The organism is Rhizobacter sp. SG703, assembly GCF_012275445.1.
In the GTDB taxonomy this organism is placed as follows: domain Bacteria; phylum Pseudomonadota; class Gammaproteobacteria; order Burkholderiales; family Burkholderiaceae_C; genus Rhizobacter.
Genome location: NZ_JAAZQK010000003.1, coordinates 485,517 through 510,816, shown reverse-complemented (window position 1 = coordinate 510,816; position 25,300 = coordinate 485,517). Strand labels below are relative to the sequence as shown.

23 protein-coding genes are annotated in these 25,300 nt (G+C 68.7%); 14 read left to right on the top strand and 9 right to left on the bottom strand.

Annotated elements, in window-relative coordinates:
• Positions 1 to 7 precede the first annotated feature (7 nt).
• From FHT26_RS07940 to FHT26_RS07925, 4 genes are read right to left on the bottom strand one after another with little or no spacing between them, the layout of a single operon-like run.
• Entirely contained in the window at positions 8 to 985 is a 978-nt protein-coding gene (locus FHT26_RS07940; RefSeq protein WP_056811278.1) for an alpha-E domain-containing protein, read from the bottom strand.
• Positions 986 to 1,015: 30 nt separating this feature from the next.
• The gene (locus FHT26_RS07935; RefSeq protein ID WP_168559593.1) at positions 1,016 to 2,452 is read right to left on the bottom strand and encodes a circularly permuted type 2 ATP-grasp protein; all 1,437 of its coding nucleotides are present in this window, start codon (positions 2,450 to 2,452) and stop codon (positions 1,016 to 1,018) included.
• A gap of 54 nt (positions 2,453 to 2,506) precedes the next feature.
• The gene (locus tag FHT26_RS07930) at positions 2,507 to 4,909 is read right to left on the bottom strand and encodes a DNA internalization-related competence protein ComEC/Rec2 (RefSeq protein ID WP_168559592.1); all 2,403 of its coding nucleotides are present in this window, start codon (positions 4,907 to 4,909) and stop codon (positions 2,507 to 2,509) included.
• A gap of 31 nt (positions 4,910 to 4,940) precedes the next feature.
• On the bottom strand, positions 4,941 to 7,031 hold the full coding sequence (locus FHT26_RS07925; RefSeq protein ID WP_168559591.1) for a PQQ-dependent sugar dehydrogenase: 2,091 nt from the start codon (positions 7,029 to 7,031) through the stop codon (positions 4,941 to 4,943).
• Positions 7,032 to 7,234: 203 nt separating this feature from the next.
• On the opposite strand from FHT26_RS07925, the gene FHT26_RS07920 reads away from it, so the two are divergent.
• The 5 genes from FHT26_RS07920 to FHT26_RS07900 all read left to right on the top strand — a co-directional run bounded on the left by FHT26_RS07920 (position 7,235) and on the right by FHT26_RS07900 (position 10,798).
• Positions 7,235 to 7,621, top strand: coding sequence for a VOC family protein (locus FHT26_RS07920; protein WP_168559590.1), 387 nt, complete (start codon positions 7,235 to 7,237; stop codon positions 7,619 to 7,621).
• Positions 7,622 to 7,736: 115 nt separating this feature from the next.
• Positions 7,737 to 8,198 carry a RidA family protein gene (locus tag FHT26_RS07915; protein WP_168559589.1) on the top strand — a complete coding sequence of 154 codons (462 nt, stop codon included), beginning with the start codon at positions 7,737 to 7,739 and terminating at the stop codon, positions 8,196 to 8,198.
• Positions 8,199 to 8,201: 3 nt separating this feature from the next.
• A complete protein-coding gene (locus FHT26_RS07910; RefSeq protein ID WP_168559588.1) occupies positions 8,202 to 8,681 on the top strand; it encodes a disulfide bond formation protein B in 480 nt (159 codons plus the stop codon).
• Between the two features lie 86 nt (positions 8,682 to 8,767).
• Positions 8,768 to 9,115 carry a hypothetical protein gene (locus FHT26_RS07905; protein ID WP_168559587.1) on the top strand — a complete coding sequence of 116 codons (348 nt, stop codon included), beginning with the start codon at positions 8,768 to 8,770 and terminating at the stop codon, positions 9,113 to 9,115.
• A 117-nt stretch (positions 9,116 to 9,232) separates the two neighbouring features.
• Entirely contained in the window at positions 9,233 to 10,798 is a 1,566-nt protein-coding gene (locus FHT26_RS07900; protein ID WP_168559586.1) for a leucine-rich repeat domain-containing protein, read from the top strand.
• Between the two features lie 31 nt (positions 10,799 to 10,829).
• On the opposite strand, the gene FHT26_RS30315 is transcribed toward FHT26_RS07900, so the two are convergent.
• Positions 10,830 to 10,964 carry a hypothetical protein gene (locus tag FHT26_RS30315; RefSeq protein ID WP_282597148.1) on the bottom strand — a complete coding sequence of 45 codons (135 nt, stop codon included), beginning with the start codon at positions 10,962 to 10,964 and terminating at the stop codon, positions 10,830 to 10,832.
• Positions 10,965 to 11,129: 165 nt separating this feature from the next.
• Here FHT26_RS30315 and FHT26_RS07895 point away from each other — a divergent pair, with 165 nt between their 5' ends.
• Positions 11,130 to 12,605, top strand: a complete 1,476-nt coding sequence (locus tag FHT26_RS07895) for a leucine-rich repeat domain-containing protein (protein ID WP_168559585.1) — start codon at positions 11,130 to 11,132, stop codon at positions 12,603 to 12,605.
• 43 nt (positions 12,606 to 12,648) lie between these two features.
• Here FHT26_RS07895 and parC read toward each other — a convergent pair whose 3' ends face one another.
• The 4 genes from parC to FHT26_RS07875 are packed head-to-tail and all read right to left on the bottom strand — an operon-like array spanning position 12,649 to position 18,217.
• Positions 12,649 to 14,955, bottom strand: coding sequence for a DNA topoisomerase IV subunit A (parC, locus tag FHT26_RS07890; protein ID WP_168559584.1), 2,307 nt, complete (start codon positions 14,953 to 14,955; stop codon positions 12,649 to 12,651).
• A gap of 39 nt (positions 14,956 to 14,994) precedes the next feature.
• Positions 14,995 to 15,723 (bottom strand): lytic transglycosylase domain-containing protein, encoded by a 729-nt coding sequence (locus tag FHT26_RS07885; RefSeq protein WP_349238107.1) that lies wholly within the window; start codon positions 15,721 to 15,723, stop codon positions 14,995 to 14,997.
• On the bottom strand, positions 15,720 to 16,214 hold the full coding sequence (locus FHT26_RS07880) for a GNAT family N-acetyltransferase (protein WP_349238110.1): 495 nt from the start codon (positions 16,212 to 16,214) through the stop codon (positions 15,720 to 15,722). Before FHT26_RS07880 ends, FHT26_RS07885 begins: the two co-directional genes overlap by 4 nt.
• A 17-nt stretch (positions 16,215 to 16,231) precedes the next feature.
• Positions 16,232 to 18,217, bottom strand: coding sequence for a DNA topoisomerase IV subunit B (locus FHT26_RS07875; RefSeq protein ID WP_168559582.1), 1,986 nt, complete (start codon positions 18,215 to 18,217; stop codon positions 16,232 to 16,234).
• A 129-nt stretch (positions 18,218 to 18,346) separates the two neighbouring features.
• Here FHT26_RS07875 and FHT26_RS07870 point away from each other — a divergent pair, with 129 nt between their 5' ends.
• The 8 genes from FHT26_RS07870 to FHT26_RS07840 all read left to right on the top strand — a co-directional run bounded on the left by FHT26_RS07870 (position 18,347) and on the right by FHT26_RS07840 (position 24,989).
• Positions 18,347 to 19,069, top strand: a complete 723-nt coding sequence (locus tag FHT26_RS07870) for a hypothetical protein (protein WP_168559581.1) — start codon at positions 18,347 to 18,349, stop codon at positions 19,067 to 19,069.
• A 209-nt stretch (positions 19,070 to 19,278) separates the two neighbouring features.
• Positions 19,279 to 20,460, top strand: a complete 1,182-nt coding sequence (locus FHT26_RS07865) for an MFS transporter (RefSeq protein WP_168559580.1) — start codon at positions 19,279 to 19,281, stop codon at positions 20,458 to 20,460.
• Complete coding sequence (locus FHT26_RS30310; protein WP_282597147.1) at positions 20,457 to 20,585, top strand: hypothetical protein; 129 nt, start codon at positions 20,457 to 20,459, stop codon at positions 20,583 to 20,585. The genes FHT26_RS07865 and FHT26_RS30310 overlap by 4 nt, the downstream gene beginning before the upstream one ends.
• The gene (locus tag FHT26_RS07860) at positions 20,585 to 21,391 is read left to right on the top strand and encodes an SDR family oxidoreductase (RefSeq protein WP_168559579.1); all 807 of its coding nucleotides are present in this window, start codon (positions 20,585 to 20,587) and stop codon (positions 21,389 to 21,391) included. The genes FHT26_RS30310 and FHT26_RS07860 overlap by 1 nt, the downstream gene beginning before the upstream one ends.
• Complete coding sequence (locus FHT26_RS07855) at positions 21,388 to 21,981, top strand: class I SAM-dependent methyltransferase (RefSeq protein WP_168559578.1); 594 nt, start codon at positions 21,388 to 21,390, stop codon at positions 21,979 to 21,981. Before FHT26_RS07860 ends, FHT26_RS07855 begins: the two co-directional genes overlap by 4 nt.
• Positions 21,982 to 22,006: 25 nt before the next feature.
• Positions 22,007 to 22,888: a 4-hydroxy-tetrahydrodipicolinate synthase gene (gene dapA / locus FHT26_RS07850; RefSeq protein WP_168559577.1), complete on the top strand. Its 882-nt coding sequence runs from the start codon at positions 22,007 to 22,009 to the stop codon at positions 22,886 to 22,888.
• A 117-nt stretch (positions 22,889 to 23,005) separates the two neighbouring features.
• A complete protein-coding gene (gene bamC, locus FHT26_RS07845) occupies positions 23,006 to 24,178 on the top strand; it encodes an NlpB/DapX family lipoprotein (protein WP_168559576.1) in 1,173 nt (390 codons plus the stop codon).
• A gap of 34 nt (positions 24,179 to 24,212) precedes the next feature.
• Positions 24,213 to 24,989 (top strand): MBL fold metallo-hydrolase, encoded by a 777-nt coding sequence (locus FHT26_RS07840; RefSeq protein ID WP_210427304.1) that lies wholly within the window; start codon positions 24,213 to 24,215, stop codon positions 24,987 to 24,989.
• The last annotated feature ends 311 nt before the right edge of the window (positions 24,990 to 25,300 follow it).

Sequence of the window (25,300 nt, the reverse complement as noted above, 5' to 3'; positions counted from 1 at the left end):
CGCGGCGTCATGCCGCCACCGGCACCAGGAAGTCGCGGCTGATGCCCACCCCCAGCGTGCCGACGCGTTCGAGGAACTGCGTGAGGAACGCGTGCAGGCCGGTCGCGAGGATCTCGTCGATGCGGCCGAAGCGCAGGTCGGCCTGCAGTCGGCCGGCGCGGCGCAGCGTGTCCGACGACTGCTCGTTGGCCACCTGGCGCAGGTTGTTGACGACCTCGTCCATGCAGGCCGCCAGCGAGCGCGGCATGTCGGCGCGCAGGATCAGCAGCTCGGCCACCTTCTCCGGCTTGATCACGTTGCGATACGCCTTGCGGTAGACCTCGAAGCCGGACACCGAGCGCAGGATCGCCGACCAGTGGTAGAAGTCGTACTCCTGGTCCTTCGCGTTGCCGTTGCCATTCGCCGCGCCGGTGCCGAAGAACTCGCTCTCGACCGCATGGAACTTCACGTCGAGCATGCGGGCGGTGTTGTCGGCGCGCTCCAGGAAGCTGCCGATGCGCAGGAAGTGGAAGGCCTCGTCCTGCAGCATCGTGCCCACCGTGACGCCGCGCGACAGGTGCGAGCGGAACTTGACCCATTCGAAGCCTTCGCCCGGGTCCTTCTGGAAGGTCTTGTGGCGCAGCATGCGCTGGAACTCGAGCCAGGTCTGGTTCTGCGTCTCCCAGACCTCGGTGGTCAGCGTGCCGCGCACCGCGCGGGCGTTCTCGCGCGCGGCCATTAGGCAGCTGTAGATGCTCGACGGGTTGCGCTCGTCGCTGACCATGTAGTCCATCACCTTGCGGGCATCGATCTCGCCGTAGCGCGACGCGTAGTCGGGGCTCAGCTCGGAGATGCTCAGCAGGCCCTTCCAGCCGTTGACCACCGCATCGGCCGACTGCGGCAGCAGCGAGGTCTGGTAGTTGACGTCCAGCATGCGGGCGGTGTTCTCGGCCCGCTCCATGTAGCGGGCCATCCAGAAGAGGTGGTCAGCGGTTCTCGACAGCATGTGCGTGTTCTCCCTTGTCGACGATGTCCATCAGGCCTCGAGCACCCAGGTGTCCTTGGTCCCGCCGCCCTGCGACGAGTTGACGACCAGCGAGCCTTCCTTCAGCGCGACGCGCGTCAGCCCGCCCGGCACCATCTGCACAGTCTTGCCGCTCAGCACGAACGGGCGCAGGTCGATGTGGCGCGGCGCGATGCCGCTGTCGACGAAAGTCGGGCAGGTCGACAGGCTGAGCGTGGGCTGCGCGATGTAGCCGGCCGGGTTGGCTTCGAGCGCCTTGCGGAAGTCGGCGATCTCGTCTTTGCTCGCGGCCGGGCCGACCAGCATGCCGTAGCCGCCGGCGCCGTGCACCTCTTTCACCACCAGCTCGCCGAGGTGCGCGAGAACGTACTTCAGGTCCTCGGCATCGCGGCACTGCCAGGTCGGCACGTTGTTCAGGATCGGCTTCTCGCCGAGGTAGAACTCGATCATCTTCGGCACGTACGGGTAGACCGACTTGTCGTCGGCCACGCCGGTGCCGATGGCGTTCGACAGCGTCACGTTGCCGGCGCGGTAGACGCTGAGCAGCCCGGCGCAGCCGAGCGTCGAATCGGGGCGGAAGGCCAGCGGGTCGAGGAAGTCGTCGTCGACCCGGCGGTAGATCACGTCGACCCGCTTCGGCCCCTGCGTCGTGCGCATGTAGACGAAGTTGTCCTTGACGAACAGGTCCTGCCCCTCGACCAGCTCGACGCCCATCTGCTGCGCGAGGAAGGCATGCTCGAAGTACGCGCTGTTGTACATGCCGGGCGTCAGCACGACGACGGTCGGGTCGTTGACCGCGGCCGGCGCCACCGCGCGCAGGGTTTCGAGCAGCAGGTCGGGGTAGTGGGCGACCGGCGCGACGCGGTGCTGGCTGAACAGGTCGGGGAACAGCCGCATCATCATCTTGCGGTTCTCGAGCATGTAGCTCACGCCGCTGGGCACCCGCAGGTTGTCTTCGAGCACGTAGTACGAGCCGCTGCCGTCGGGGTTGGCGGCGCGCACGATGTCGATGCCGGAGATGTGCGAGTAGACGCTGCCCGGCACGTCGACGCCCATCATCTCGGGGCGGAACTGCGCGTTCTTGAAGATCTGGTCGCCGGGGACGATGCCGGCCTTGATGATCTCCTGGCCGTGGTAGACGTCGTGGATGAAGCGGTTCAGCGCGGTCACCCGCTGGCGCAGCCCGGCTTCCATGCTGGTCCATTCGGCGGCCGGGATCACGCGCGGGATCAGGTCGAACGGGATCAGGCGCTCGGTGCCGGAGCCGTCTTCGTCCTTCGCGCCGTACACCGCGAAGGTGATGCCGACGCGGCGGAAGATCATCTCGGCTTCTTCGCGGCGCGAGCGCATCACGTCGCCCGGCTGCTGGGCCAGCCAGCGGTCGTACACCCGGTAGTGGTCACGCACCGTGGTGCTGCTGGCCTGCATCTCGTCGAAGCTTGCTCTCATCGGTTCGGTCTCCTCGGGGATCAGGTTAGCAAAATTCAGGCCATTCGCCGGCCATCACGGCGCTTCGATGCGATGGTGCCAGTAGCGGCGGGCGCGGTCACGCTCGCAAACGCCAGCAGCGGGCGGCTGGTCGCTGCGCCAGCGCCACGCGCCGCACGAGGTGGTGGCGGCGACCAGCACATCGCGCTCGTGCAGGCGCGCCAGCACCTCGGGCACCGGGTGGCCGAAGCGGTTGCGGTAGCCGGCCTGTATCAGCGCGACCTGCGGCTGCACCGCGTCGAGGAAATCCGCGCTCGACGAGGTGCGGCTGCCGTGGTGCGCGACCAGCAGCAGATCGCTGCGCAACGCGTCGCGGCTGCGTTCGACCAGCGCGCCTTCCTGCTCGCGCTCGATGTCGCCGGTGAGCAGTGCGCTGCGCCCGCCGGCGCTGACGCGCAGCACGCACGAGACGGCGTTGGGCTTGCGGGCGCGCCCGTAGTCGTCGGCAAAGGGGTGCAGCATCTGGAAATGCACGCCGTCCCAGTCCCACCACTGGCCGGCGACGCAGCGGGTGGTCGGGACGCCGGAACCCAGCAGCGGGTGCCCGTCCTCGAGCGAGCTGTCGAGCTCGCCGACCGGCAGGCCGGCGATCACCGCCGCGGCGCCGCCGGTGTGGTCGGCATCGCGGTGGCTCAGCACCAGCCGGTCGATGCGGTCTTCGCCGCGCGAGCGCAGCAGCGGCAGCAGCACGCGCTGGCCGGCGTCGGCGTCGCGCGAATACTGCGGGCCGGCGTCGTAGACCAGCAGGTGCCGCTGCGTGCGCACCAGCACCGCGGTGCCCTGCCCCACGTCGAGCGCCAGCAGCTCGAAGCGGCCCGCCGGCGGCAGCTCGCGCGGCGGCAACAGCAAGGGCAGCGCGAGCGGCACCGCCAGCAGGCGCAGCCGCCACGGCAGCGGCAGCACCAGCAGCACCGCCGACAACAGCCCGGCAGCGGCCGCCCACCAGGGCGCGGCAGGCACGCTCCACACCGCCCACGGCGCCTGCGCCAGCAGCATCAGCAGCGCGACCAACTGCTGCTCGACCCACGCGCCGAGCGTCCACAGCCACGGCCAGGCGGCACCCAGCAGCGCGAGCGGCGTGATCACCAGCGTGACGAGCGGGATCGCGACCAGGTTGGCCGCGAATCCGACCAGCGAGATCTGCTGGAAGAACACCAGCGTCAGCGGTGCGAGGCCAATCGTCGCGATCGCCTGCGTGCGCAGGCCGGCGCGCAGGCTGCGCGACACGGCGGCGAGCCGGCCCGGCGTCTCGCCCCGCGCAGGCAGGCCGTGCGACGGCTCGGAGGCCATCAGCAGCCCGACCGCCATGAACGACAGCCAGAAGCCGGGCTGCAGCAAGGCCCACGGATCGAACGCGGTGACGACCACCGCCGCGGCCAGCAACACCAGCGGCCACGGCCAGCGGCGCGCACCGGCCTGCAGCAGCGTGACGACCGCCAGCATCCACACCGTGCGCTGGGCCGGCACGCCCCAACCGGCAAACAGCGCATAGCCTGCTGCGGCTGCGAGGCCGATCCAGCGTGCGGCCAGCGGCGCTGGCAGCCACAGCATCGCGCGCACCGAGCGCCGCCAGAGCGCGCCCGCGAGCCGCGCAGCCAGCCACGCAAACATCGTGATGTGCAGCCCGCTGATGCTGACGAGGTGGGCGATGCCGGTGCTGCGGAACAGCTGCCAGTCGGCACGCTCGATCGCCGACTGGTCGCCGACCGCGAGCGCCGCCAGCACGCCGGCCGCCTGCGGGTCGTCGACCTGCGCGTACAGCCGGTCGCGCACGCGCTGGCGCAGGCGCTCGATCGGGTGCGCGGCGGCGGGGTCCAGCAATTCGGCGTGGCCGTCGAGCACGTAGCCGGTGGCGCGCACGCCTTGCTCGAACATCATCAGCTCGACGTCGAAGCCGCCCGGGTTCAGGCTGCCGTGCGGCTGGCGCAGCCGCGCGGTGAAGCGCCAGGCCTGGCCGGCGCGCAACTCGGCCTGCGGGCCGCTCAACGGGCCGTCGTCGTGCCAGCCCTTGTACCAGCCGAGCGAGACGAGCGGCGGCACGGCAACCGGCTCACCGCGCCAGCGGGCTTCATCGACTTCGAAGCGGAACTGCAGGCCGGACGGCGTGTGGTCGGGCAGACTCGCGACGACGCCGGTGAGTTGCAGGTCCTGGCCTTCGAGCGCGGTGGGAAGTTGTGCGGCCAGCCGCAGGCCGGCGCGCCCATCGGATGCCGCGAAGCCCGCGACGAAGGCGGCCAGCACCGCCAGCGCCACGAGACGCCGCCGGTGCCCGACCAGCAGCAGGGTGCCGACAGCAGCGGCCAGCAGCCCCACCGCGACCCAGGCCGGGCGAACGGTCGCCTGGTGGATCTGCCATGCGCAACCCAGCAGCCATGCTGCCGTGGTCCCCGCGAGGTACAGCCCGCCCTGTCCGCCCATCGGGCGAGTGTAGGGGCGAGCCGCTCCGCGGCTAGTTGCCCAGGATCACCTTGAAGATCTTCTCGTTGCTGTTGTTCGCGATGCTGTCCTTGTCGCCGGTGTTGGTGGTGCTCATCCACAGGTTGCCGTCGATCGTCGGCTCGACGGTGCGGATGCGGCCGTAGGTGCCGCGGAACAGCTCCTGCACGTTGGTCAGGCTGTCGCCGCTGATCACCTCGCGGTAGACGCGGGTGCCGCGCTCGCAGGCCACGTACAACACGTTGCGCACGATCGCGATGCCGCTGCACGACCCGTCGGCGGTCGGGTAGGTGTGCTTCGGTGCGATGTAGCCCGAGGTGCCGCAACCGCTGCCGCTGCGCGACGAGGTGCCTTCGCAATCCGGCCAGCCGTAGTTGCCGCCCTTCTGGATCAGGTTGGTCTCGTCCATCGTGCCGTCGCCGAACTCCTGCTCCCACAGCCGGCCCTGCGCATCGAAGGCCAGGCCCTGCGGGTTGCGGTGGCCGTAGCTCCACACGTAGTTGCCGAACGGGTTGTCGCTCGGGCGCGTGCCGTCAGCGTTCAGGCGCAGCACCTTGCCGTTCAGGCCGCTGGTGTTCTGCGCGTTCGCGCCGTTCTGCGCGTCGCCGGTGGCGGCATACAGCTTGCCGTCGGGGCCGAAGCGCAGGCGTCCGCCGTTGTGGAACTTGTTGCGCAGGATGCCGCTGAGCAACACCTCGATGGTCGAGGTGTCCAGCGTGCCGTTGACGTACTTCAACCGGATGATGCGGTTGTCGGTGGCCGTGGTGTGCATCACGTAGAGCCACGGGTCGGTGGCCGGGAAGGCCGGCGTCACTGCCAGCCCCATCAGGCCGCCCTCGCCGTCGGTGCCCGATACGTTCGGGATCTTGCCGACGGTGACCTTGGCGCCGGTGGCCGGGTTCAGCCGCACGATGTCCTGCGCATCGCGGCGGCTGTACAGGATGTTGCCGTCGGGCAGCGTGACCAGCCCCCACGGGATGTCGGTGTCGGTCGCCACCTGGCTCACCGAGCAGACCGGGTTGCTGCAGGCGCCGCCGGTCGTCAGGCTGACGCCGGTGCTGCGTGCCGACACGTTGCCCTGCGCATCGCGCGCGGCCACCGTGTAGCGGTAGGTGGTGTTGGCGGCGAGGCCGCTGTCGGTGTAGCTCAGGTTCGACGTGGAGCCGACCTTGGCATCGTCGCGGTAGATGTCGTAGGCGCTGACCGCGACGTTGTCGGTGGCGGCCTTCCAGGTCAGCGTGGCGGCGGTGCCGGCCACCGAGCCGGCGAGGCCGGTGGGCGCGGTGGGCGGCTCGGTGTCGGCGCTGCACTGCGGCACCGTGATCGGCAGCGTGGCGCTGGCCTGCGAGACGTTGCCGGCCGCATCGCGGGCGTTCACGTACAGCCCCCACTTGGCGCCAGGGTTCAACGTGAGCGACGTGCTGAGCGTGCTGCCGCCGACCGAGGCCATTGCCTGGCCGTCGTGGTAGATGTCGTAGAACGCCACGCCGACGTTGTCGGTCGAGGCCGACCACGACAGCGTGACCGAACGGCACTGCAGGTTGGTGGCCTGCAGGTTGCCGGGGATCGACGGTGCCACGCTGTCGTTGCTGCCGCCGTCGCTGCGCGTCCACACCTGGTTGCCGTTGCCGTGGCAGGCCCACAGCTGCACCGGCGCTTTCTGCGCGGTGCTGGCGTTCGCGACATCGAGGCACAGGCCGGATTGCGAGCCCGAGATGGTGCCGTTGGCGTTGTAGCGCCACTGCTGGTTGGCCTGGCCGTTGCAGGTGTACGAGGTGACCAGCGTGCCGTTCGTCGTGCCCTGCCCCTTGGCATCGAGGCAGCGGGTGCCGCCGAAGGTGCGCAGTTCGCCCGACGCGGTGAATTCCCACTGCTGGTTGGCACCGCCATGGCAGTCGTAGATCTGGATCGCCGCGCCCGCGGTGGTGCTGTTGCCGGACACATCCATGCAGCGGCCGCTCGCCTTGCCGACCAGCGTGGTGGTGGCGGCCGCGGCCGAGCCGGGCAACGCTGCAAGGGCCGACAACACGGCCAGCGGTGTGCACAGGGCCAGGCGCCGCAGCGCGCCCGCGTTCAGGGTCTTGAATGCCGTGTCGATTGCCATGGATGAGCCTCCTTGCGTTGTATGTGGAACATTTGTTCCACATACAACATACTTGGAATTTCAATTCCATGGTGTAAACAGGCGTTCCGATGCGTTGCGTCGGATACGTGTTCGAGGACAGCATGTGCCTCGAATGCGGAATGGCGTTCAAAGGGGCTTCCGCTGTACCGTGCGCTTCAGCGCCAGCAACAAGGAGCCCTCTCATGAAACGCGTCACCGGCATCGGCGGCATCTTCTTCAAATCCAGGGACCCGAAGGCACTTGGCGAGTGGTACCGGAAGCACCTCGGACTGGAGGTCGAGGAATGGGGTGGTGCGATGTTCCGGTGGGTCACCGACGAGAACCCGACGGGCACCGGCACCACGATGTGGACGCCCTTCAACGAAGAGGCTTCGCACTTCGCCCCGAGCACCGCGAGCTTCATGGTCAACTTCCGGGTGCACGACCTTCACGCGCTCCTCGCGGCATTGCGATCCGAAGGCTGCGCGGTGGACGACAAGGTCGACGAGTCGGAATTCGGCAAGTTCGGCTGGGTCCAGGACCCGGAAGGCCGTCGCATCGAGCTCTGGCAACCGCCAGAAGGCCGATGAAGTCGCCGAACGGCGGCATGGCAGCGCGAACGACACAACCCCGCGCGGCAGTCCGCCACACCCCCAGGTGTAGGATCCCCGCTCCCTCATCCCACCCGGTACGCCGGCCCTCGCCATGTCCGTCTACGACCGCCTGAAATCCCTCGGCATCGAACTCCCGCCGGTGTCCGCGCCCGCGGCCGCCTACGTGCCTTTCGTGCGCACCGGCAACCTGGTGTTCCTGTCCGGCCACATCGCCAAGCGCGACGGCAAGCCGTGGGTCGGCCAACTCGGCCGCGACACCGACACCGCCACCGGCAAGCTCGCCGCCCGCGCGATCGCGATCGACCTGCTGGGCACGCTGCAGGCCGCCGTCGGCGGCGACCTGACCCGGGTGGAACGCATCGTCAAGGTGATGAGCCTCGTCAACAGCACCGGCGATTTCACCGAGCAGCACCTGGTGACCAACGGCTGCTCCGAGCTGCTCGCCGAGGTGTTCGGCGCCGACAAGGGTGCGCATGCCCGCAGCGCGTTCGGCGTGGCCCAGGTGCCGATGGGCGCCTGCGTCGAGATCGAACTCATCGCGCAGGTGGCCTGACCGATGGCTACCTTCAAGCTCGGCGCGACGCAGCGCCTGTATGCCGTCGCGGTGCTGTGCCTGGCCGCCGTCGGCGTCGCGCTGTTTTCGCAGTACATGTTCGACATGCGCCCCTGCCCGTGGTGCATCCTGCAGCGGCTGCTGTTCGTGCTGGTCGCGGTGCTGTGCATCGTCGCCGCCTGGCTGCGCGGCGGGGCGCGCGTCGCACTCGGCGGCATCTCGGTGCTGCTGGCCGCCTGCGGCATCGCGGCAGCGCTGTGGCAGAACCTGGTGGCCGCGAAGTCGAGCTCGTGCAACCTGACCTTCGCCGACAAGATCATCAGCGGCATCGGCATCGACAAGCTGCTGCCGTCGGTGTTCCAGGTGACCGGCAGCTGCGCCGAGGCCGCGGTCTCGATCCTCGGCGTGCCGTACGAGTTCTGGAGCCTCGCGGTGTTCGGCGTGGCCGGGCTGCTGGTGCTGTCGGCGCTGCGCGGGCGCTGATCACCCTGGCCGCGGGTCAATCGCCGATGGCGCCCGCGGCCATCGAGGGCTAAGCTCACCGGATCGTCAGCTACCGGAGCACGATCATGATGTGGCACTGGAACTCGTGGTGGGAACCGCGCCAGGACAATCCGACCGTCGCCGAGCCGCCCGCCTGGCACGGGCCCTGGGGCGTCGAGCAGGTGGCCGCGTGGCAGGCGCGCAGCTGGGAGCACATGGTGAGCGCGAGCCGCTCGGTGTGGAGCTTCTGGCTCGGCGCGTTGCCGGTGCCCACGTGGCCGGTGATCGGGCAGGTCACGCCGCCTTCGGCGCCGCATGAGGTGCAACCGGAGACGCCGGCCAAGCCGGTGACGCAGTCGGCACGCAAAACCGCGCCGCGCAAGCGGACTGCACTGCCCGATGGACGGCATGCGCAGCAGGCGCGCAAGCGCTGACAAGTCGGCCAGATCATTGACGGCTGGACAGGGGCTGCATGTCTCGATGCCCATCAAGGACGATTTCACGGAAGACGCCACTCAATGGCACGCCCTTCCGATTGAAACGTCCACACCATGGATCTCCCGCTTTCGACCCGTCCTGTTAGTCCTGCTGATACCCCCCACCACGCGACCGCCGCCCAGAAGCCGGTCTGGTCCGTCCGGTCCGCCTGCCCACCGCCGCTCAAACGACGTGAAGCACACGACGCATGTCCGCTGCCTTCCGCCGTCGACCGGTTCCTGACCGGCCATCTTCCTGCGGGACAACCACGCCTGTGGCGGGAGGTGGCCAAGTACCTCGTCCGGCATCGCCTCGGTGAGCATCTGGAATGGCTGAGTCGCCGCTCGGTAGATCGACTCGACAAGTGTCGGGACCATGCTGAACTGAACCTGCGCGGCCTGCGCCTGACAGTCGACGACCTGGCCTTCCTGGCAACCTGGGTGGTGCGCGGGCGGGAGAAGGTCACACTGAAGATTGATCTCTCGAACAACCGCCTGGGCAGCGAGCACATGGAGTCCGTGGTCCAGCTGTTGCAAGATCCCTCCGTTGTCTCGCTGGATCTTTCGGGCTGCGGCTTGAACAAGACTCGCATCGGAATCGTCTGCGAAACGATGCGGACCAATTCGACGCTGATCTCGCTGGTGCTGAGCTCGAACAGTTGCGCCGGTTCGGGCGAGGCGATCGGGTGGATGCTGAGGCGCAACACATCGCTGGTCTTCCTGGAGTTGTCGGATTGCAACCTGGGTCCGGACAGCTTTACCCATATCGCCGATGGCCTGGAAAACAATCCATCGCTGGAGCATCTCGACCTCAGCCTCAACAGACGACACCGCGAACCAGGCAGGCACTCCCGGTATGACACGGTGGACGCCGGGATTGCCCAGCTGGCCCTGAGTCTGAGATTCATGCCGACAGCACTGCGCAGCCTGGACCTCTCCGGGCTGACGCTGCAAGACGGCGACGCTTGTCTCGCCCAGGTCGTGTCCATGCTGAAAGGCAAGGCCCGCATCGAGACCTTGCGCCTCGCGCACTGGAACCCCTCGCAGACGGGTCTTCAACAACTCGGCGAGCTGCTCATCAGCACCAAGACGCTTCGGCACCTTGATCTGTCGCATGTTGGACGCGGCCCCGATCAGTCGGGCCTGCATGAAGGCCTGCGCCAGAACACCAGCCTGGTCACCCTGAAGCTTCAAGGCTGGGCCTTGAAGGCCCCTCTCGCGAAAGCGCTGGAAGGGATGCTTTCCAACGAACGCTGCCGTCTGGAGCAGTTGGAGATCGGTGCGCAGAGTAATCCGCCGTCCAGGTCAGCGCTCGAACCCCTGGCCCGCGCGATGCGAGAGAACAAGTCGCTCGCAGTCTTCCGCACCTTCAATGCCGAACCGAAGCCCGGCTCAACCGAACTGCTGACCCAGATTGAGCAGCGTGTGGAAGAGAACTGGCGCTTCCTTCAGACATTGCCGGGGTCCGCCGAGCTGGCAATGGCGAAGATCTTCGCCATGCGCCTGAGATCGACGCTGGAAGAAGGCAAAGAAAGGACGGAGTTCATGCCAACCGAGCTGATCAAGGAGACGATCCACTGCAGCTCACGGATCGATGGCAATTCGACGATCAGACAACTCGCCCACAGCTTCGACACCTGAGGCCGCAGGCCGTCCCGCCCGCCTGCCCATCTCACCCACCCGCCAGCACCCGCTGCGCCTTCATCCCCGCCTCCAGCACCTTCCCCTTGCGCGCCCGCTTGCCGCCACAGACGGCGAGCGACGCGCCCTTCAGGTCTTCTTCCTCCGGCTTGCCGCCGCGGCCCAAGGCCCGGCAGCGCCTTCAGCGAGGATGCCCGAACAAGATCGCCTGCGCGGGGGCAGATGGGCAAGGTCCGCAGCGCTTGGGACCTCTGGTTGACGGGCTGTCGGAACCAAATCGTGACGAGCAGCGACTCAGGGCGAGTCGCATCACCTTTGAATGAATCACGCCATGAGCATCTCGTCCGACTTGAAGGCTTGCCGTCCAACAACCCCGCGCTCATCGAGCAAGCCCGAGGTCTGTGCAATCACCTCGTCAAACCCACCTGCCTTCATTGCGCAGAAGCTGCAGCCTCACACCCAAGACAGCTGGCGCCAAGCGGCCAAGATGTCGTTGCAGGCCGTTGGAACAAAAGACGGAGCAGCTTCGCTCGAATGGCTCAGTCACCATTCCGCTCAAGGGCACTTCGCCGACGCCGACCCGATGGGCGAAGCGGAGTTGAATCTGTGGAACATGGGCCTGACCCGCGACGATCTTCGCAAGCTCTGCGCGTGGCTGCAGTCGCGGAAGTTCCAGGCTCCCATCAAGCTCGTTCTGAGCGCAAACGACTTCAGCAACGGGTGCGCCGAAGAACTCGCTGAATTGCTGAAGGATCCCTCGTGCGTCATCGCACTGGATCTATCGAGATGCGAGCTTGCCAAGCAAGACATCGCATTGCTCTGCACTGCCCTGCGCGAGAACACCGGGCTGCAGAAACTGCTGTTGAGCTACAACCACTTTCAAGGTTGCGGCGCGGCCATTGGAGAACTGCTGAAGGCGAACAAGACGTTGCAGTCGCTCGGCCTTCAAGGCTCCCAGGAAGGAGGCCTCATGCAGATGGAATGCCACTGCATCTGCTCGATTGCCAAGGCGCTTGAAGAGAATTCGTCGCTGCAAGCGTTGGACCTTGGCATCAACGTCATCAATTTCGAGGGAGCTGTGGCAATTGCGAGCATGTTGAAAAGCAACAAGACGTTGATCGATCTCAACCTCCGCTTCAGCACCTTGGACCGTGGCTTCAGAACACTTTGCAAGGCGCTGAAATCGAACACGACACTCGAACGCCTCAATCTCAGCGGGCAAGCCCTCGACGACAAAAGGCAGGCCGCACTGGCGAGCTTGCTGAAGGCGAACCGGAGTCTTCGACACCTCGACGTGTCCAACGGCATCGGCGCCAAGGACACGACCTGCAGCGCACCGTTCTACGAGGCCTTGTCTTCGAACATCACCCTGCGCTCGCTGAAAATCACAATCCGGAGTCGACAGGTCGTCGGCGCACTGGCGACCCTGTTGCGCAATCCGAAAAGTCACCTCGAGTCGATTGACCTCCGAGGCCCACGCCTCGATGCCGAGGCGGTGGACATTCTGACGAAGGCAGTGCAGAACAACCAGACCCTGATCACCTTCCACGCGGGCCACGCCAAGCCGGAGGCCCTGTCTCCCATCCACGTCGTCACCGCGAGGAACAAAGAGCTGCGGGAGAGGTTGCACGACAAGGCAGGGGACGCGCTGATCGATCTTCTTCAAGAGCAATGCAAGGCGGGCACGGTGCCCTACCTTCCCCGTGACCTGAGGCACGCGTTCGCGAAAGCGTTCAAGGACATGGACGACATGCCCACGGTGCTCGCCCTTCTCGAAGCCACGGCGCATCCAGCCATGCCGGGTTGATTGGCGGCGAGCAGCGCAGGACGCGCCTGCCCCTGCCACCGCCTCACCCCGCCAGCACCCGCTGCGCCTTCATCCCCGCCTCCAGCACCTTCCCCTTGCGCGCCCGCTTGCCGCCATAGACGGCGAGCGACGCGCCCTTCAGGTCTTCTTCCTTCGGCTTGCCGCCGCGACCCAGGCCCAGCACCTTCAGCGCGGCCGCACAGGTCGCGGTGGACACCAGCGGATCCTTCGCGTCGACCTCCATCAGCGTCAGCCCTCGCCCGCCGTTGGCCTGCAGCTTCAGCTCGTCGAGCGGGAACACCAGCAGCCTGCCACTCAGGCTCAGGCAGGCCACCTGCGTGTGCGCCGCCGCCAGCGGCACCGGCGGCAGCAGCTTGTCGCCGTCGTCCAGCGTCAGGAAGCTCTTGCCGCCGCGCTGCCGGCTGGCCATGTCGGACACCTGCGCCAGCAGCCCGAAGCCGCCGGTGTTCGACAGCAGCAGCTTCGTGTCGGCACTGGCCGCGAAGTAATGCAGCGGCTGCGTGCCGCTCTCCAGGTCGACCAGCGTCGTGATCGGCTGGCCGTCGCCGCGCCCGCCGGGCAGCAGGCTGATCGCGATCGAGTACACCCGCCCGTTGCTGCCGAACACCAGCAAGGTGTCGACGCTGCGGCACGGGAAGGTGCCGTACAGCCCGTCGCCGGCCTTGAAGGCCAGCGCCGCCGGATCGACCTCGTGCCCCTTCAGCGCACGCGCCCAGCCCTTCAGGCTGACGACCACCGTCACCGGCTCGTCGAGCACCTTCACTTCGACCACGGTGCGCTTCTGCGCCTGGATCAACGTGCGGCGGTCGTCGCCGTACTGCTTCGCGTCGGCCTCGATCTCCTTGACCATCGTGCGGCGCAGCGATGCCGGGCTGCCGAGGATCTCCTGCAGCTTGTCGCGCTCGGCGCGCTGCTCCTTCAACTCCTGCTCGATCTTGATCGCTTCCAGCCGCGCCAGCTGGCGCAGCCGGATCTCGAGGATGTCGTCGGCCTGCCGGTCGCTGAGCTGGAAGCGCTCGATCAGCGCGGCCTTCGGTTCGTCCGACTGCCGGATGATGCGGATCACCTCGTCGATGTTCAGCAGCACCGTCTGCCGGCCTTCCAGCACGTGGATGCGCTCGAGCACCTTGTCCAGCCGGTGCTGCGTGCGCCGCTGCACCGTCTGCTGGCGGAAGGCGATCCACTCCTGCAGCATCAGCCGCAGCGTCTTCTGCGTCGGTCGGCCGTCGGCACCGATCATCGTCAGGTTGATCGGCGCCGACGTCTCCAGGCTGGTGTGGGCCAGCAAGGTGTTGATCAGGTCCTGCTGCTCGATGCGGCTGGTCTTCGGCTCGATGACGATGCGCACCGGCGCATCCTTGTTCGATTCGTCGCGCACCGTGTCGAGCACCGCCAGCACGGTGGCCTTGACCTGCACCTGGTCGGCGGTCAGCGCCTTCTTGCCGGTCTTGACCTTCGGGTTGATCAGTTCCTCGATCTCTTCGAGCACCTTCTGCACGCTGGTGCCGTGCGGCAGCTCGTTGATGACCAGCTGCCACTGGCCGCGCGCCAGGTCTTCGATCTTCCAGCGCGCGCGCACCTTCAGGCTGCCGCGGCCGGTGGTGTAGGCCGAGCGGATGTCCTCGGGCGCGCTGATGATCTGGCCGCCGCCCGGGTAGTCGGGGCCGGGCACCAGCGCGAACAGCTCGTCGTCGGCCAGGTTCTCGTTCCTGATCAGCGCGACGGTGGCCGCGGCGATCTCGCGCAGGTTGTGCGACGGCAGCTCGGTGGCCAGGCCGACCGCGATGCCGCTCGCGCCGTTCAGCAGCACGAACGGCAGGCGCGCCGGCAGCAGCCTCGGCTCGCGCTCGACGCCGTCGTAGTTGGGCGCGAAGTCGACCGTGCCTTCGTCCAGCTCGTCGAGCAGCAGCCGCGAGATCGGCGCGAGGCGCGCTTCGGTGTAGCGCATCGCCGCCGCGTTGTCGCCGTCGCGCGAGCCGAAGTTGCCCTGGCCGTCGACCAGCGGATAGCGCTGCGAGAAATCCTGCGCCATGCGCACCATCGCGTCGTAGGCCGCCTGGTCGCCGTGCGGGTGGAACTTGCCGATCACGTCGCCGACGACGCGCGCGCTCTTGACCGGGCGGGCGCCCGCCGTGCCGCTGAAGGCCAGGCCCAGGCGCTGCATCGCGAACAGGATGCGCCGCTGCACCGGCTTCTGGCCGTCGCAGACGTCGGGCAGCGCGCGGCCCTTGACGACGCTGAGCGCGTATTCGAGGTACGCGCGTTCGGCGTAGTGGGCGAGCGTGATGGCGTCGTCGGGGTTGCCGGTGTCGAAGAGATCAGAGGTCATGGGAGTCAGTTCGTGGCCCGGATGCCCATCCGGGAGTTGTCATTCATGTTTCGCCGCCGCGCCCGGATTGCGTGGCGCTTCATCCGGGCTGCCATGCAGCTGCAGTTCGCGCGGCATGCGCGCCTGCAGCAGCGCCCAGTAGAGCTCCAGCACCAGGTGCACGTGCGCCTGGGTTTCGGGGATCGGCGGCATCTCGCCGCCGGCCTTGCGCACCGCCGATTCGCCGGCATTCCACGCCGCGAGCGCGACGTCGATGCGGCCGAAGCGGCGCGTCAGGTTCGACAGCATGCGCGCGCCGGTCAGGATGTTGGTGCGCGGGTCGAGCAGCTTGTCGCGCAGCGCCGCGGGGCGCTCGTTCGCGGCAAAGCCGCCGTAGTGCTGCGCGGCAATCGGCGTCAGCTGCATCAGGCCGACGGCACCGCGCGGCGACACCGCCTTCGCGTTGAAGCCGGACTCGACCGCGATGATGGCCTTCAGCAGCTCGATGTCGACGCCGTGCGCGGCCGCCGCCTCGCGCAGCAGCGGCTGCAGCGACTTGACCTCGGGCGCGAACTCCAGCCAGGTCAGCAGGCCACCGGCACCATCGGTCTTGCCGGGCACGCGCAGCGGCGCCGCGTCGCCCATCACCAGGTGGTAGCGCGCATCGACCTGCGACGGCGCAAGGTGCGCGGTGCCGCTGCCGTCGACGAACCCCCACAGCTCGGCGTGCGCGAGCGGAGGCATGGCGAGCATCAGCGCGCTCGCGGCGCCGGCCAAGGCCGTCCTCACGGGCCGGCCTTCCGCGCGCGCTGCTCGTCTTCGAGCAGCGACATCACGACCAGCGCGTCCCAGCCGCGCTCGTCGCGCACGCTGTCGCGCAGCCGGCCTTCCTCGACGAAGCCTTCGCTGCGGTACAGCGCCTGCGCGCGCAGGTTGCGGCCCTTCACGTCGAGCCAGAAGCGGTGCGCGCCGAGCGAATCGAAGGCCATGTCGGCCAGCAGCCGCACGCAGGCCCGGCCGAGGCCGCGGCCCTTGTCCTGCAGCACGATGCGCTTCAGCTCGACCGAGCGGTGCGGGTTGCGGCAACCCTGCAGGATGACGAAGCCGACGGCCTGCGTGCCCTCGCCGGCCTCGACGATGAAATGCCGGAAGTCGGGAAAGCGGATCGCGCCCTCGTGCTGCGTGCGGTCCCACGGCGTGATGAACGGCAGGTTCGCGGGGTCGCGCTCGACCGTCAGCACGAAGTCGAGGTCGCTCAGCATGGTGGGGCGCAGGCGCACCGAGGACACGATCGGACTCACACGTCGATCTCGACGTCGTCGCCGCGCAGTTCCATCAGCTCGCGGCGGGCCTGCGCCTCGCCCTTGCCCATCAGCTTGGTCAGCGATTCGGTGGTGGATGTGAAGTCGAGCACGCCGAAGGCCACCTGCAGCAGGCGGCGGGTGTCGGGGTTCAGCGTGGTGTCCCACAGCTGCTCGGCGTTCATCTCGCCCAGGCCCTTGAAGCGGCCGATGCTCCAGCTGTTGTCGCGCGCGCCTTCCTTGCGCAGCTTGTCCAGCGTGGCCGCCAGCTCGCCTTCGTCCAGCACGTAGAGCTTGGCGGCCGGCTTCTTGCCGCGCGCCGGTGCGTCGACGCGGAACAGCGGCGGCTTCGCGATGTAGATGTGGCCGCGCTCGATCAGCTTCGGGAAATGCCGGAAGAACAAGGTCAGCAGCAGGACCTGGATGTGCGAGCCGTCGACGTCCGCATCGCTCAGGATGCAGATCTTGCCGTAGCGCAGCCCCGACAGGTCGGGCTCGTCGGTCGCGCTGTGCGGGTCGACGCCGATCGCCACCGCGATGTCGTGGATCTCGTTGTTCGCGAACAGCCGGTCGCGCTCGACCTCCCAGGCGTTCAGCACCTTGCCGCGCAGCGGCAGCACCGCCTGCGTCTCCTTGTTGCGGCCCATCTTCGCGCTGCCGCCGGCCGAGTCGCCCTCGACCAGGAACAGCTCGTTGAGCGACAGGTCGCGGCTCTCGCAATCGGTCAGCTTGCCCGGCAGCACCGCGACGCCCGAGCCCTTGCGCTTCTCGACCTTCTGGCTCGCGCGCTGGCGCGTCTGCGCCTGCTTGATCACCAGCTCGGCCAGCTTGCGGCCCAGCTCGACATGCTGGTTCAGCCACAGCTCCAGCGCCGGCTTCACGTAGGTGGACACCAGCCGCAGCGCATCGCGGCTGTTCAGCCGCTCCTTGATCTGGCCCTGGAACTGCGGGTCCAGCACCTTGGCCGACAGCACGAAGCTGGCGCGCGAGAACACGTCTTCCGGCATCAGCTTGACGCCCTTGGGCAGCAGGCTGTGCAGGTCGATGAAGCCCTTGACCGCGCCGAACAACCCGTCCTTCAGGCCGGATTCGTGCGTGCCGCCGTTCACCGTGGGAATCAGGTTGACGTAGCTCTCGCGCATCGGCGAGCCGTCTTCGGTGAACGCGACGCACCAGGCGGCGCCCTCGCCCTCGGCGAAGTTTTCCGTCTCGCGCGAATCGGCATGGCGCTCGCCTTCGAACAGCGGGATCACCGGGTCGGCCGTCAGCGTCTGCATCAGGTAGTCGCGCAGCCCGCCCTGGTAAGTCCAGGTCAGCACCTCGCCGCTCTTCTCGATCGTCAGCGAGACGATGACGCCGGGCATCAGCACCGCCTTGCTGCGCAGCAGGTGGGTCAGCTCGGCCTTCGGGAAATCGACGCTCTCGAAGTACTTCGGGTCGGGCCAGGCGCGCACCGTGGTGCCGGTCCTGCGGTCGCCCGACGCGGCCGAGTACACCCCCTTGCGGATGACCAGCGGCTCGATCACGTCGCCGCCCGAGAACGCCAGCTTCGCCACCTGGCCTTCGCGGTACACCGTCGCTTCGAGCCGCTTCGCGAGCGCGTTCGTCACGCTCACGCCCACGCCGTGCAGGCCGCCCGAGAAGCTGTAGGCGCCGCCGGAGCCCTTGTCGAACTTGCCTCCGGCGTGCAGCCGGGTGTAGACGATCTCGACCACCGGCACCTGCTCTTCGGGGTGCAGGCCGAACGGAATGCCGCGGCCGTCGTCGTGCACCGTGACCGAGCCGTCGGTGTGCAGCACCACGTCGATGCGCTTGCCGTGGCCGGCCAGCGCCTCGTCGGCCGCGTTGTCGATGACCTCCTGGATGATGTGCAGCGGGTTGTCGGTGCGGGTGTACATGCCCGGCCGCTGCTTCACGGGCTCGAGTCCCTTCAGGACACGGATCGATGACTCGCCGTAGGAATTGCTGGGTTTGGTCGCCATGGGGCGGGATTCTAGAAGCCCACCGCGTTACAACTCGCAATCGACCGTGGTGCGGGCGACACGGACCGGTCGCCGCGGCGCGTTACCCTGGCGCCCGATTTCCAAATCCCCCCCACCCGATCTCATCCCATGCGCCTTCTCCCCACCCTCCTGATCGCCGTGCTCGGCGCCACCGCGTCGATGGCCCAGGCCGCCGACCTGAACACGCTGCAACTGCTGTCGCAGTCGGAGTTCCGCCTGCTGTCCGAAGACCTGGGCGCCATCCTGTCGTTCAAGCCGCTGATCCCGTCCGAGCCGCTCGGGCTGACCGGCTTCGACGTCGGCGTCGGCGTGTCGGGCACCGTGCTGGAGAACCGCGGCGTCTGGGAGAAGGCGGCCGGCGGCGGCAGCGTGCCGTCGACCATCGTCGTGCCGTCGCTGCGCGCCCACAAGGGGCTGCCGTTCGACATCGACGTCGGCCTCTCGGTCTCGCGCGTGCCGACGGCCGGCATCACCGTCACCGGCGGCGAGCTGCGCTGGGCGCCGCTGGCCGGCAACGCGGTGCTGCCGGCGATCGCGCTGCGCGCCAGCGCGTCGGCGATGTCCGGCGTCGACCAGCTCAAGCTGCGCACGCTCGGCTTCGACGTCTCGGTCTCGAAGGGCTTCCTGTTCGCGACGCCGTACGCCGGGCTCGGCACCGTCAACGTCAGGAGCAAGCCCGAGGCGTCGTCGTTGAAGGGAGATGAGGACTTCAACCTCGCGAAGGTGTTTGCCGGCGTGAACCTGAACTTCGGGCTCGCGAACCTGGCGTTCGAGGCGGACAAGACCGGCAAGGCCACGTCCTACAGCGCGAAGTACGGCTTCAGGTTCTGACAGGGCCCCCCAGGTCGCCGTCGCTCCTGCTCCCGAGGGGCGCCACCCAGCGGCCCGGCAAAGCGCTTGCGCTCCAGCGCAGGCTCATATCGCGTCAGCGATGTGATGCCGGAGCCAAAGCCGGTTCCGCGGGCGTTGCTCGATCGGATGCTCGGGCAATCCGCTACATTCGCGCGATGTCCCCTGCTGACTCTCGTGCCCCGCTCTCGATGAAACAGGTGCTGCTGTGCGGCGCCATGATCGTCACGCTGTCGATGGGCATCCGCCACGGCTTCGGCCTGTGGCTGCAGCCGATCACGATGGACCGCGGCTGGACGCGCGAGACCTTCGCGTTCGCGCTCGCGGTGCAGAACCTCGCGTGGGGCATCGCCGGGCCGTTCGCCGGCGCGCTCGCCGACCGCTTCGGCGCCTTCAAGGTGCTGATCGCCGGCAGCCTGCTGTACGCCGGCGGACTGGTGCTGATGGGGCTGTCCACCTCGGGCCTGGCCTTCACCGGCAGCGCCGGGCTGCTGCTCGGCATGGCCCAATCGGGCACGACCTACGCGGTGGTCTACGGCGTGATCGGTCGCAACGTCGCCGCCGACAAGCGCAGCTGGGCGATGGGCGTGGCCGCGGCAGCCGGCTCGTTCGGCCAGTTCCTGATGGTGCCGACCGAGAACTGGCTGATCGGCCACCTCGGCTGGCAGCAGGCGCTGTTCGTGCTGGGCTGCGTGGCGCTGGCCATCATCCCGCTGGCGGCCGGCCTGAAAGAGCCGAAGTTCATCGTCAACCCGCTGCAGCAGAGCCTGGGTGCCGCGCTGCGCGAAGCCTTCGCGTACCCGAGCTTCCTGCTGCTGATGGCCGGCTACTTCGTCTGCGGCTTCCAGGTCGTGTTCATCGGCGTGCACATGCCGAGCTACCTGAAAGACCACGGGCTGTCGCAGGACGTGGCCACCGGCGCGCTCGCGCTGATCGGCCTGTTCAACGTGATCGGCACCTACACCGCCGGCACGCTCGGCCAGCGGCTGCCCAAGCGCTACATCCTGTCGACCATCTATGCGCTGCGCTCGGTCGCGATCGTCGTCTTCCTGAACGTGCCGCTGTCGCCGACGAGCGTCTACGTGTTCGCGTCGGTGATGGGCGTGCTGTGGCTGTCGACGGTGCCGCCGACCAACGCGGTCGTCGCGCAGATCTTCGGCGTGCGCTACTTGTCCATGCTGGGCGGCTTCGTGTTCCTGAGCCACCAGGTCGGCTCGTTCCTCGGCGTGTGGCTGGGCGGCAAGCTGTACGACAGCACCGGCAGCTACGACGTGGTCTGGTGGATCGCGGTCGGGCTGGGCGTGTTCGCCGCGCTGGTCAACCTGCCGGTGCGCGAATCGGCGATCGTGCGGGCGGCCCCGCAGCCGGCATGAAGCGGACCGCGGCCCGGCTGGCGATCGGCGTCGCGGCGGCGGCGGTGCTGCTGCTGGTGTTCGCGGCCTACCTGCGCCCCGAGATGGCCTTCGCGCTCGCCAACCAGCTCTGGAGCTGCTTCTGATGTATGTCGTCGTGATCACCGGCGCGTCGGACGGCATCGGCGCCGAACTCGCCCGGCAGTGGGCCGCGCGCGGCAAGGCCAACATCGCGCTGGTGCTGGCGGCGCGCAACGTCGACAAGCTGCAGGCGGTTGCCGCCGACTGCCGCGTGCATGGCGCGCAGGCGCTGGTGCAGCGCTGCGACGTCAGCGTGCAGGCCGACTGCCGCGCGCTGGTCGATGCGACGATGGACCGCTTCGGCCGGCTCGACACACTGGTCAACAACGCCGGCATGTCGGCCCAGGCGCTGCTGCGCGACGTCGCCGACCTCGGCTGGTACGAGGACCTGATGCGGGTGAACCTGTGGGGCAGCGTCTGGTGCACGCATGCCGCGCTGCCGCACCTGAAGACGAGCTACGGCCGCATCGTCGCGGTGTCCAGCCTGGCCGGCCTGGTCGGCGTGCCGGGCCGCACCGCCTACGCCGCCACCAAGTTCGCGATGACCGGCTTCTTCGAATCGCTGCGGCCGGAGATCGGCCGCCAGGGCATCAGCGTGACCATCGCCTACCCGGGCGTGGTCGCGACCGAGATCCGCCGCCGCGGCTACGACGCCGGCGGCCACCCGGCCGGCCGCAGCGGGCTGGACGAATCGGCGGCGATGCCGGTCGAGACCTGCGCCCGGCTGATCATCGAAGGCGCCGAGGCGCGCCGGCGCGACATCGTGATGACGGCGCAGGGCAGGCTCGGCCGCTGGCTGAAGCTGCTCGCGCCGCGGCTGATCGACCGGCTGGCGCTGAAGGCGCTGAACCAGCACGCCCGGCCGCAATGAGCGCGACGCCGCCTCTGCAGGCCGCACCGGCACCCTCGGCGTGGGTGCAGCGCTGGTCGCACCTGATCGCGCCGGGCGCCAGCGTGCTCGACGTGGCCTGCGGCAGCGGCCGCCACGTGCGCTGGTTCGCCGGCCGCGGCTGCCACGTGACGGCGCTCGACCGCGACGCGGCCGCCACCGAGGCGCTGCATCCGATCGCCGACGTGGTGCTGGCCGACATCGAGGCCGGCCCGTGGTCGCTGCCGGACCGCCGTTTCGATGCGGTCGTCGTCACGAACTACCTGTGGCGCCCGCTACTGCCGACGCTGTGCGAGGCGCTGGCCGAAGGCGGCGTGCTGATCTACGAAACCTTCGCGCACGGCCAGCAAGGCGTGGGGCGGCCGTCGAATCCGGAGTTCCTGCTGCGCCCGGGCGAGCTGCTCGACGCGGCACGCGGGCTTCGGATCGTCGCGTTCGAGGACGGCTTCCTCGGATCGCCCGCCCGCTTCGTGCAGCGCATCGCCGCGGTGAGGGCCGCCGCCGACCCCGGCGGACCGGGTGAAATCCCGCGTTATCTGCTGGACGCAGGGCACCCCCCGCAGGGTGAGTAAAATCCGCGGATTCCGAGGATCCCGCATGAAACCCATTGTTGGCAGCATCGTCGCGCTGATCACGCCGATGCACGAGGACGGCAGCGTCGACTATGACGCGCTGCGCCGCCTGATCGACTGGCACATCGACGAAGGCACCGACTGCATCGGCGTCGTCGGCACGACCGGCGAAAGCCCCACGGTCTCGGTCGAGGAGCACTGGGAGATCATCCGCGTCGCGGTCGAACATGCGCGCGGCCGCGTGCCGATCATGGCCGGCACCGGCGCCAACTCCACCCGCGAGGCCATCGAGCATTCGCGCTATGCCCGCAAGGCAGGCGCCGACTGCACGCTGTCGGTCGTGCCGTACTACAACAAGCCGTCGCAGGAAGGCATCTACCAGCACTTCAAGGCCATCGCCGAGGCGGTGGACATCCCGATGGTGCTGTACAACGTCCCCGGCCGCACGGTGGCGGACATGCTGCCCGAGACCACGCTTCGGCTGGCGCAGATCCCCGGCATCGTCGGCATCAAGGAAGCCACCGGCAACATCGAGCGCGCCGGCTGGCTGGTGCGCAACGCGCCCGAAGGCTTCTCCATCTATTCGGGCGACGACCCGACCGCGGTCGCGCTGATGCTGCTGGGCGGCCACGGCAACGTCAGCGTCACCGCCAACGTCGCACCGCGCGCGATGCACGAGCTGTGCAAGGCGGCGCTGGCTGGCCAGGCGCGCGAGGCCACCGCCCTCCACCTGAAGCTGCTGCCGCTGCACAAGAACCTGTTCGTCGAGCCGAGCCCGGCGCCCACCAAATGGGCCTTGTCGCGACTGGGACGCTGCGGCGCGACGCTGCGGCTGCCGATCGTCGGGCTGACGCCCGCCGGCCAGGCCACGGTGGAACAAGCGATGCGCGAATCGGGTCTGCTGTGAGCGGCCCGCGCCGCCTGCGCTGACCCGCCGACCATTCGCCCGCCCGCTGTTCCAGCCTTCCCACCCTTCATCCTTCCACCGGCCCGGCCGGCGCCCCTTGCGGCACTGTCCTCGGAGATGCACAACGTGACCCGTTTTCCCCTGAACCCTCTCGCCAAGGCCATTGCCGCCGCCCTCGCCCTGGGGCTCGCCGCCGCCGGTTGCACCACGATCGAGACGGCCGTGACCGGTGAGAAGGTCGACTACAAGAGCGCGACCGCGAAGGCGACGCCACTCGACGTGCCGCCCGACCTGACCCAGCTGCAGAACGACTCGCGCTACAACGTGCAGAGCGGCGGCACCATCAGCGCCACCACCTTCCAGAATCCGCAGCTGGCCGCAGGCTCGGGCCAGGCCGCCGGCCCGGCGACGCAGGCCGTGGCGCCGAACGCGCTCGGCCAGGCCCGGCTGGAACGCCAGGGCGACCAGCGCTGGGTCGTCACCACGCAGACACCCGAACAGGTGTGGCCGCAGCTGCAGGCGTTCTGGAAAGAGCGCGGCCTGACGATCTCGCTCGACCAGCCCGAGGCCGGCGTGATGGAAACCGAATGGGCCGAGAACCGCGCGAAGCTGCCGGACGACCTGCTGCGCCGCACGCTGGGCCGGGTGATCGACGGCTTGTATTCCACCGGCGAGCGCGACAAGTACCGCACCCGCGTCGAGCGCGGCGCCAACGGCACCGAGATCCACATCGCGCACCGCGGGCTGCGCGAGGTCTACGTCGGCCAGCAAAAGGAGTCGACGACCTGGGAACCGCGCCCGAACGACCCCGACCTCGAAAGCGAAATGCTGTCGCGCCTGCTGGTGAAGCTCGGCGCGAAGGATGAGCAGGCCAAGCTGGCTTCGCAGCAAGCCGCATCGGCGCCGGCTTCGGCCACGCCGCATGCACGTGAGCTGACCGGCCAGGCCGCAGCGACGCTGCAGGTCGACGACGCCTTCGACCGCGCCTGGCGCCGGGTCGGGCTCGCGCTCGACCGCAGCGGCTTCACCGTCGAAGACCGCGACCGCACGCAGGGCGTCTACTTCGTGCGCTATGTCGACCCGGCGATGGCCGGCAAGGAAGAGCCCGGCTTCTTCGGCCGCCTGTTCGGCACCGGCGAGAAGGGCAATTTCGCGCCGGTGAAGTACCGCGTGCGCGTGGTCGGCCAGGGCGATGCCAGCCTGATCTCGGTGCTCGACAGCAAGGGCGAGCCGGAGAACGGCGACGCCGGCAAGCGCATCGTCGGCCTGCTGGTCGACGAACTGAAGTAAGCCCCCGGCCGACGGCAGCGAGGCACCCCGCATGCTGCGCTTCTGCAGCCTCGGCAGCGGCAGCACCGGCAACGCGACGCTCGTCGAGGCCACGAGCGGCTCCAGCACCACGCGGCTGCTGATCGACAGCGGCTTCTCGCTGCGCGAGCTGACGCTGCGGCTGTCGCGCACCGGGCTCGCCGTCGACGACATCGACGCGGTGTTCGTGACCCACGAGCACGGCGACCACGTCGGCTGTGCGCTGACGCTCGCGCGCCGGCACCATGTTCCGCTGTGGACCAGCCAGGGCACCTGGCGCGCGATCGGCGACCCGGCGGCGCAGGAGTGGCTGAACGTGGCCCGCGACGGCGAGCCGATCGCCATCGGCGACCTGCAGCTGCAGCCCTACACGGTGCCGCACGACGCCAACGAACCGCTGCAGCTGCGCGTGACCGACGGCAACGCCTGCCTGGGCGTGCTGACCGACATCGGTTCGTCGACGGCGCATGTCGTCGCACACCTGCAGCACTGCGACGCGCTGCTGCTGGAATGCAACCACGACGTCGAGATGCTCGCGAACTCGAGCTACCCGGCCTCGCTGAAGCGGCGCGTCGGCGGCCGGCTCGGACACCTGTCGAACGAGACGGCGGCCGAGATCCTCGCGGCCTGCCTGCACGGCGGCCTGCGCCACCTGGTGGCCGCGCACCTGAGCCGGCAGAACAACCGGCCCGAGCTGGCGGTGCAGGCGTTGCTCGGTGTGACCGGCGGCAACGCGGACGACATCACCGTGGCCGACCCGGCACTCGGCTTCGGCTGGCTGTCGTTGCGCTGAAAGCACCGACGTGAAAAAGCCGCCCGAAGGCGGCTCTTTCATCATCGCTGGAAAGCGATTACTTGGCGGCGGAAGCAGCGCCCGAAGCGGCCATCGCGGCGCCCGAAGCAGCGTCCATGGCAGCCGAAGCGGCCATTGCGGCACCCGAAGCAGCGGCATCAGCCACCGGGGCGGGAGCGGGAGCCGGAGCAGCAACCGGAGCGGGCGCCGGAGCGGCCTCTTCCGGCTTCTTGCCGCAAGCGGCCAGAGCAACAGCAGCAACCAGGGAAGCCAACAGAAGCGACTTTTTCATACTTATCCTCAATGAAAGG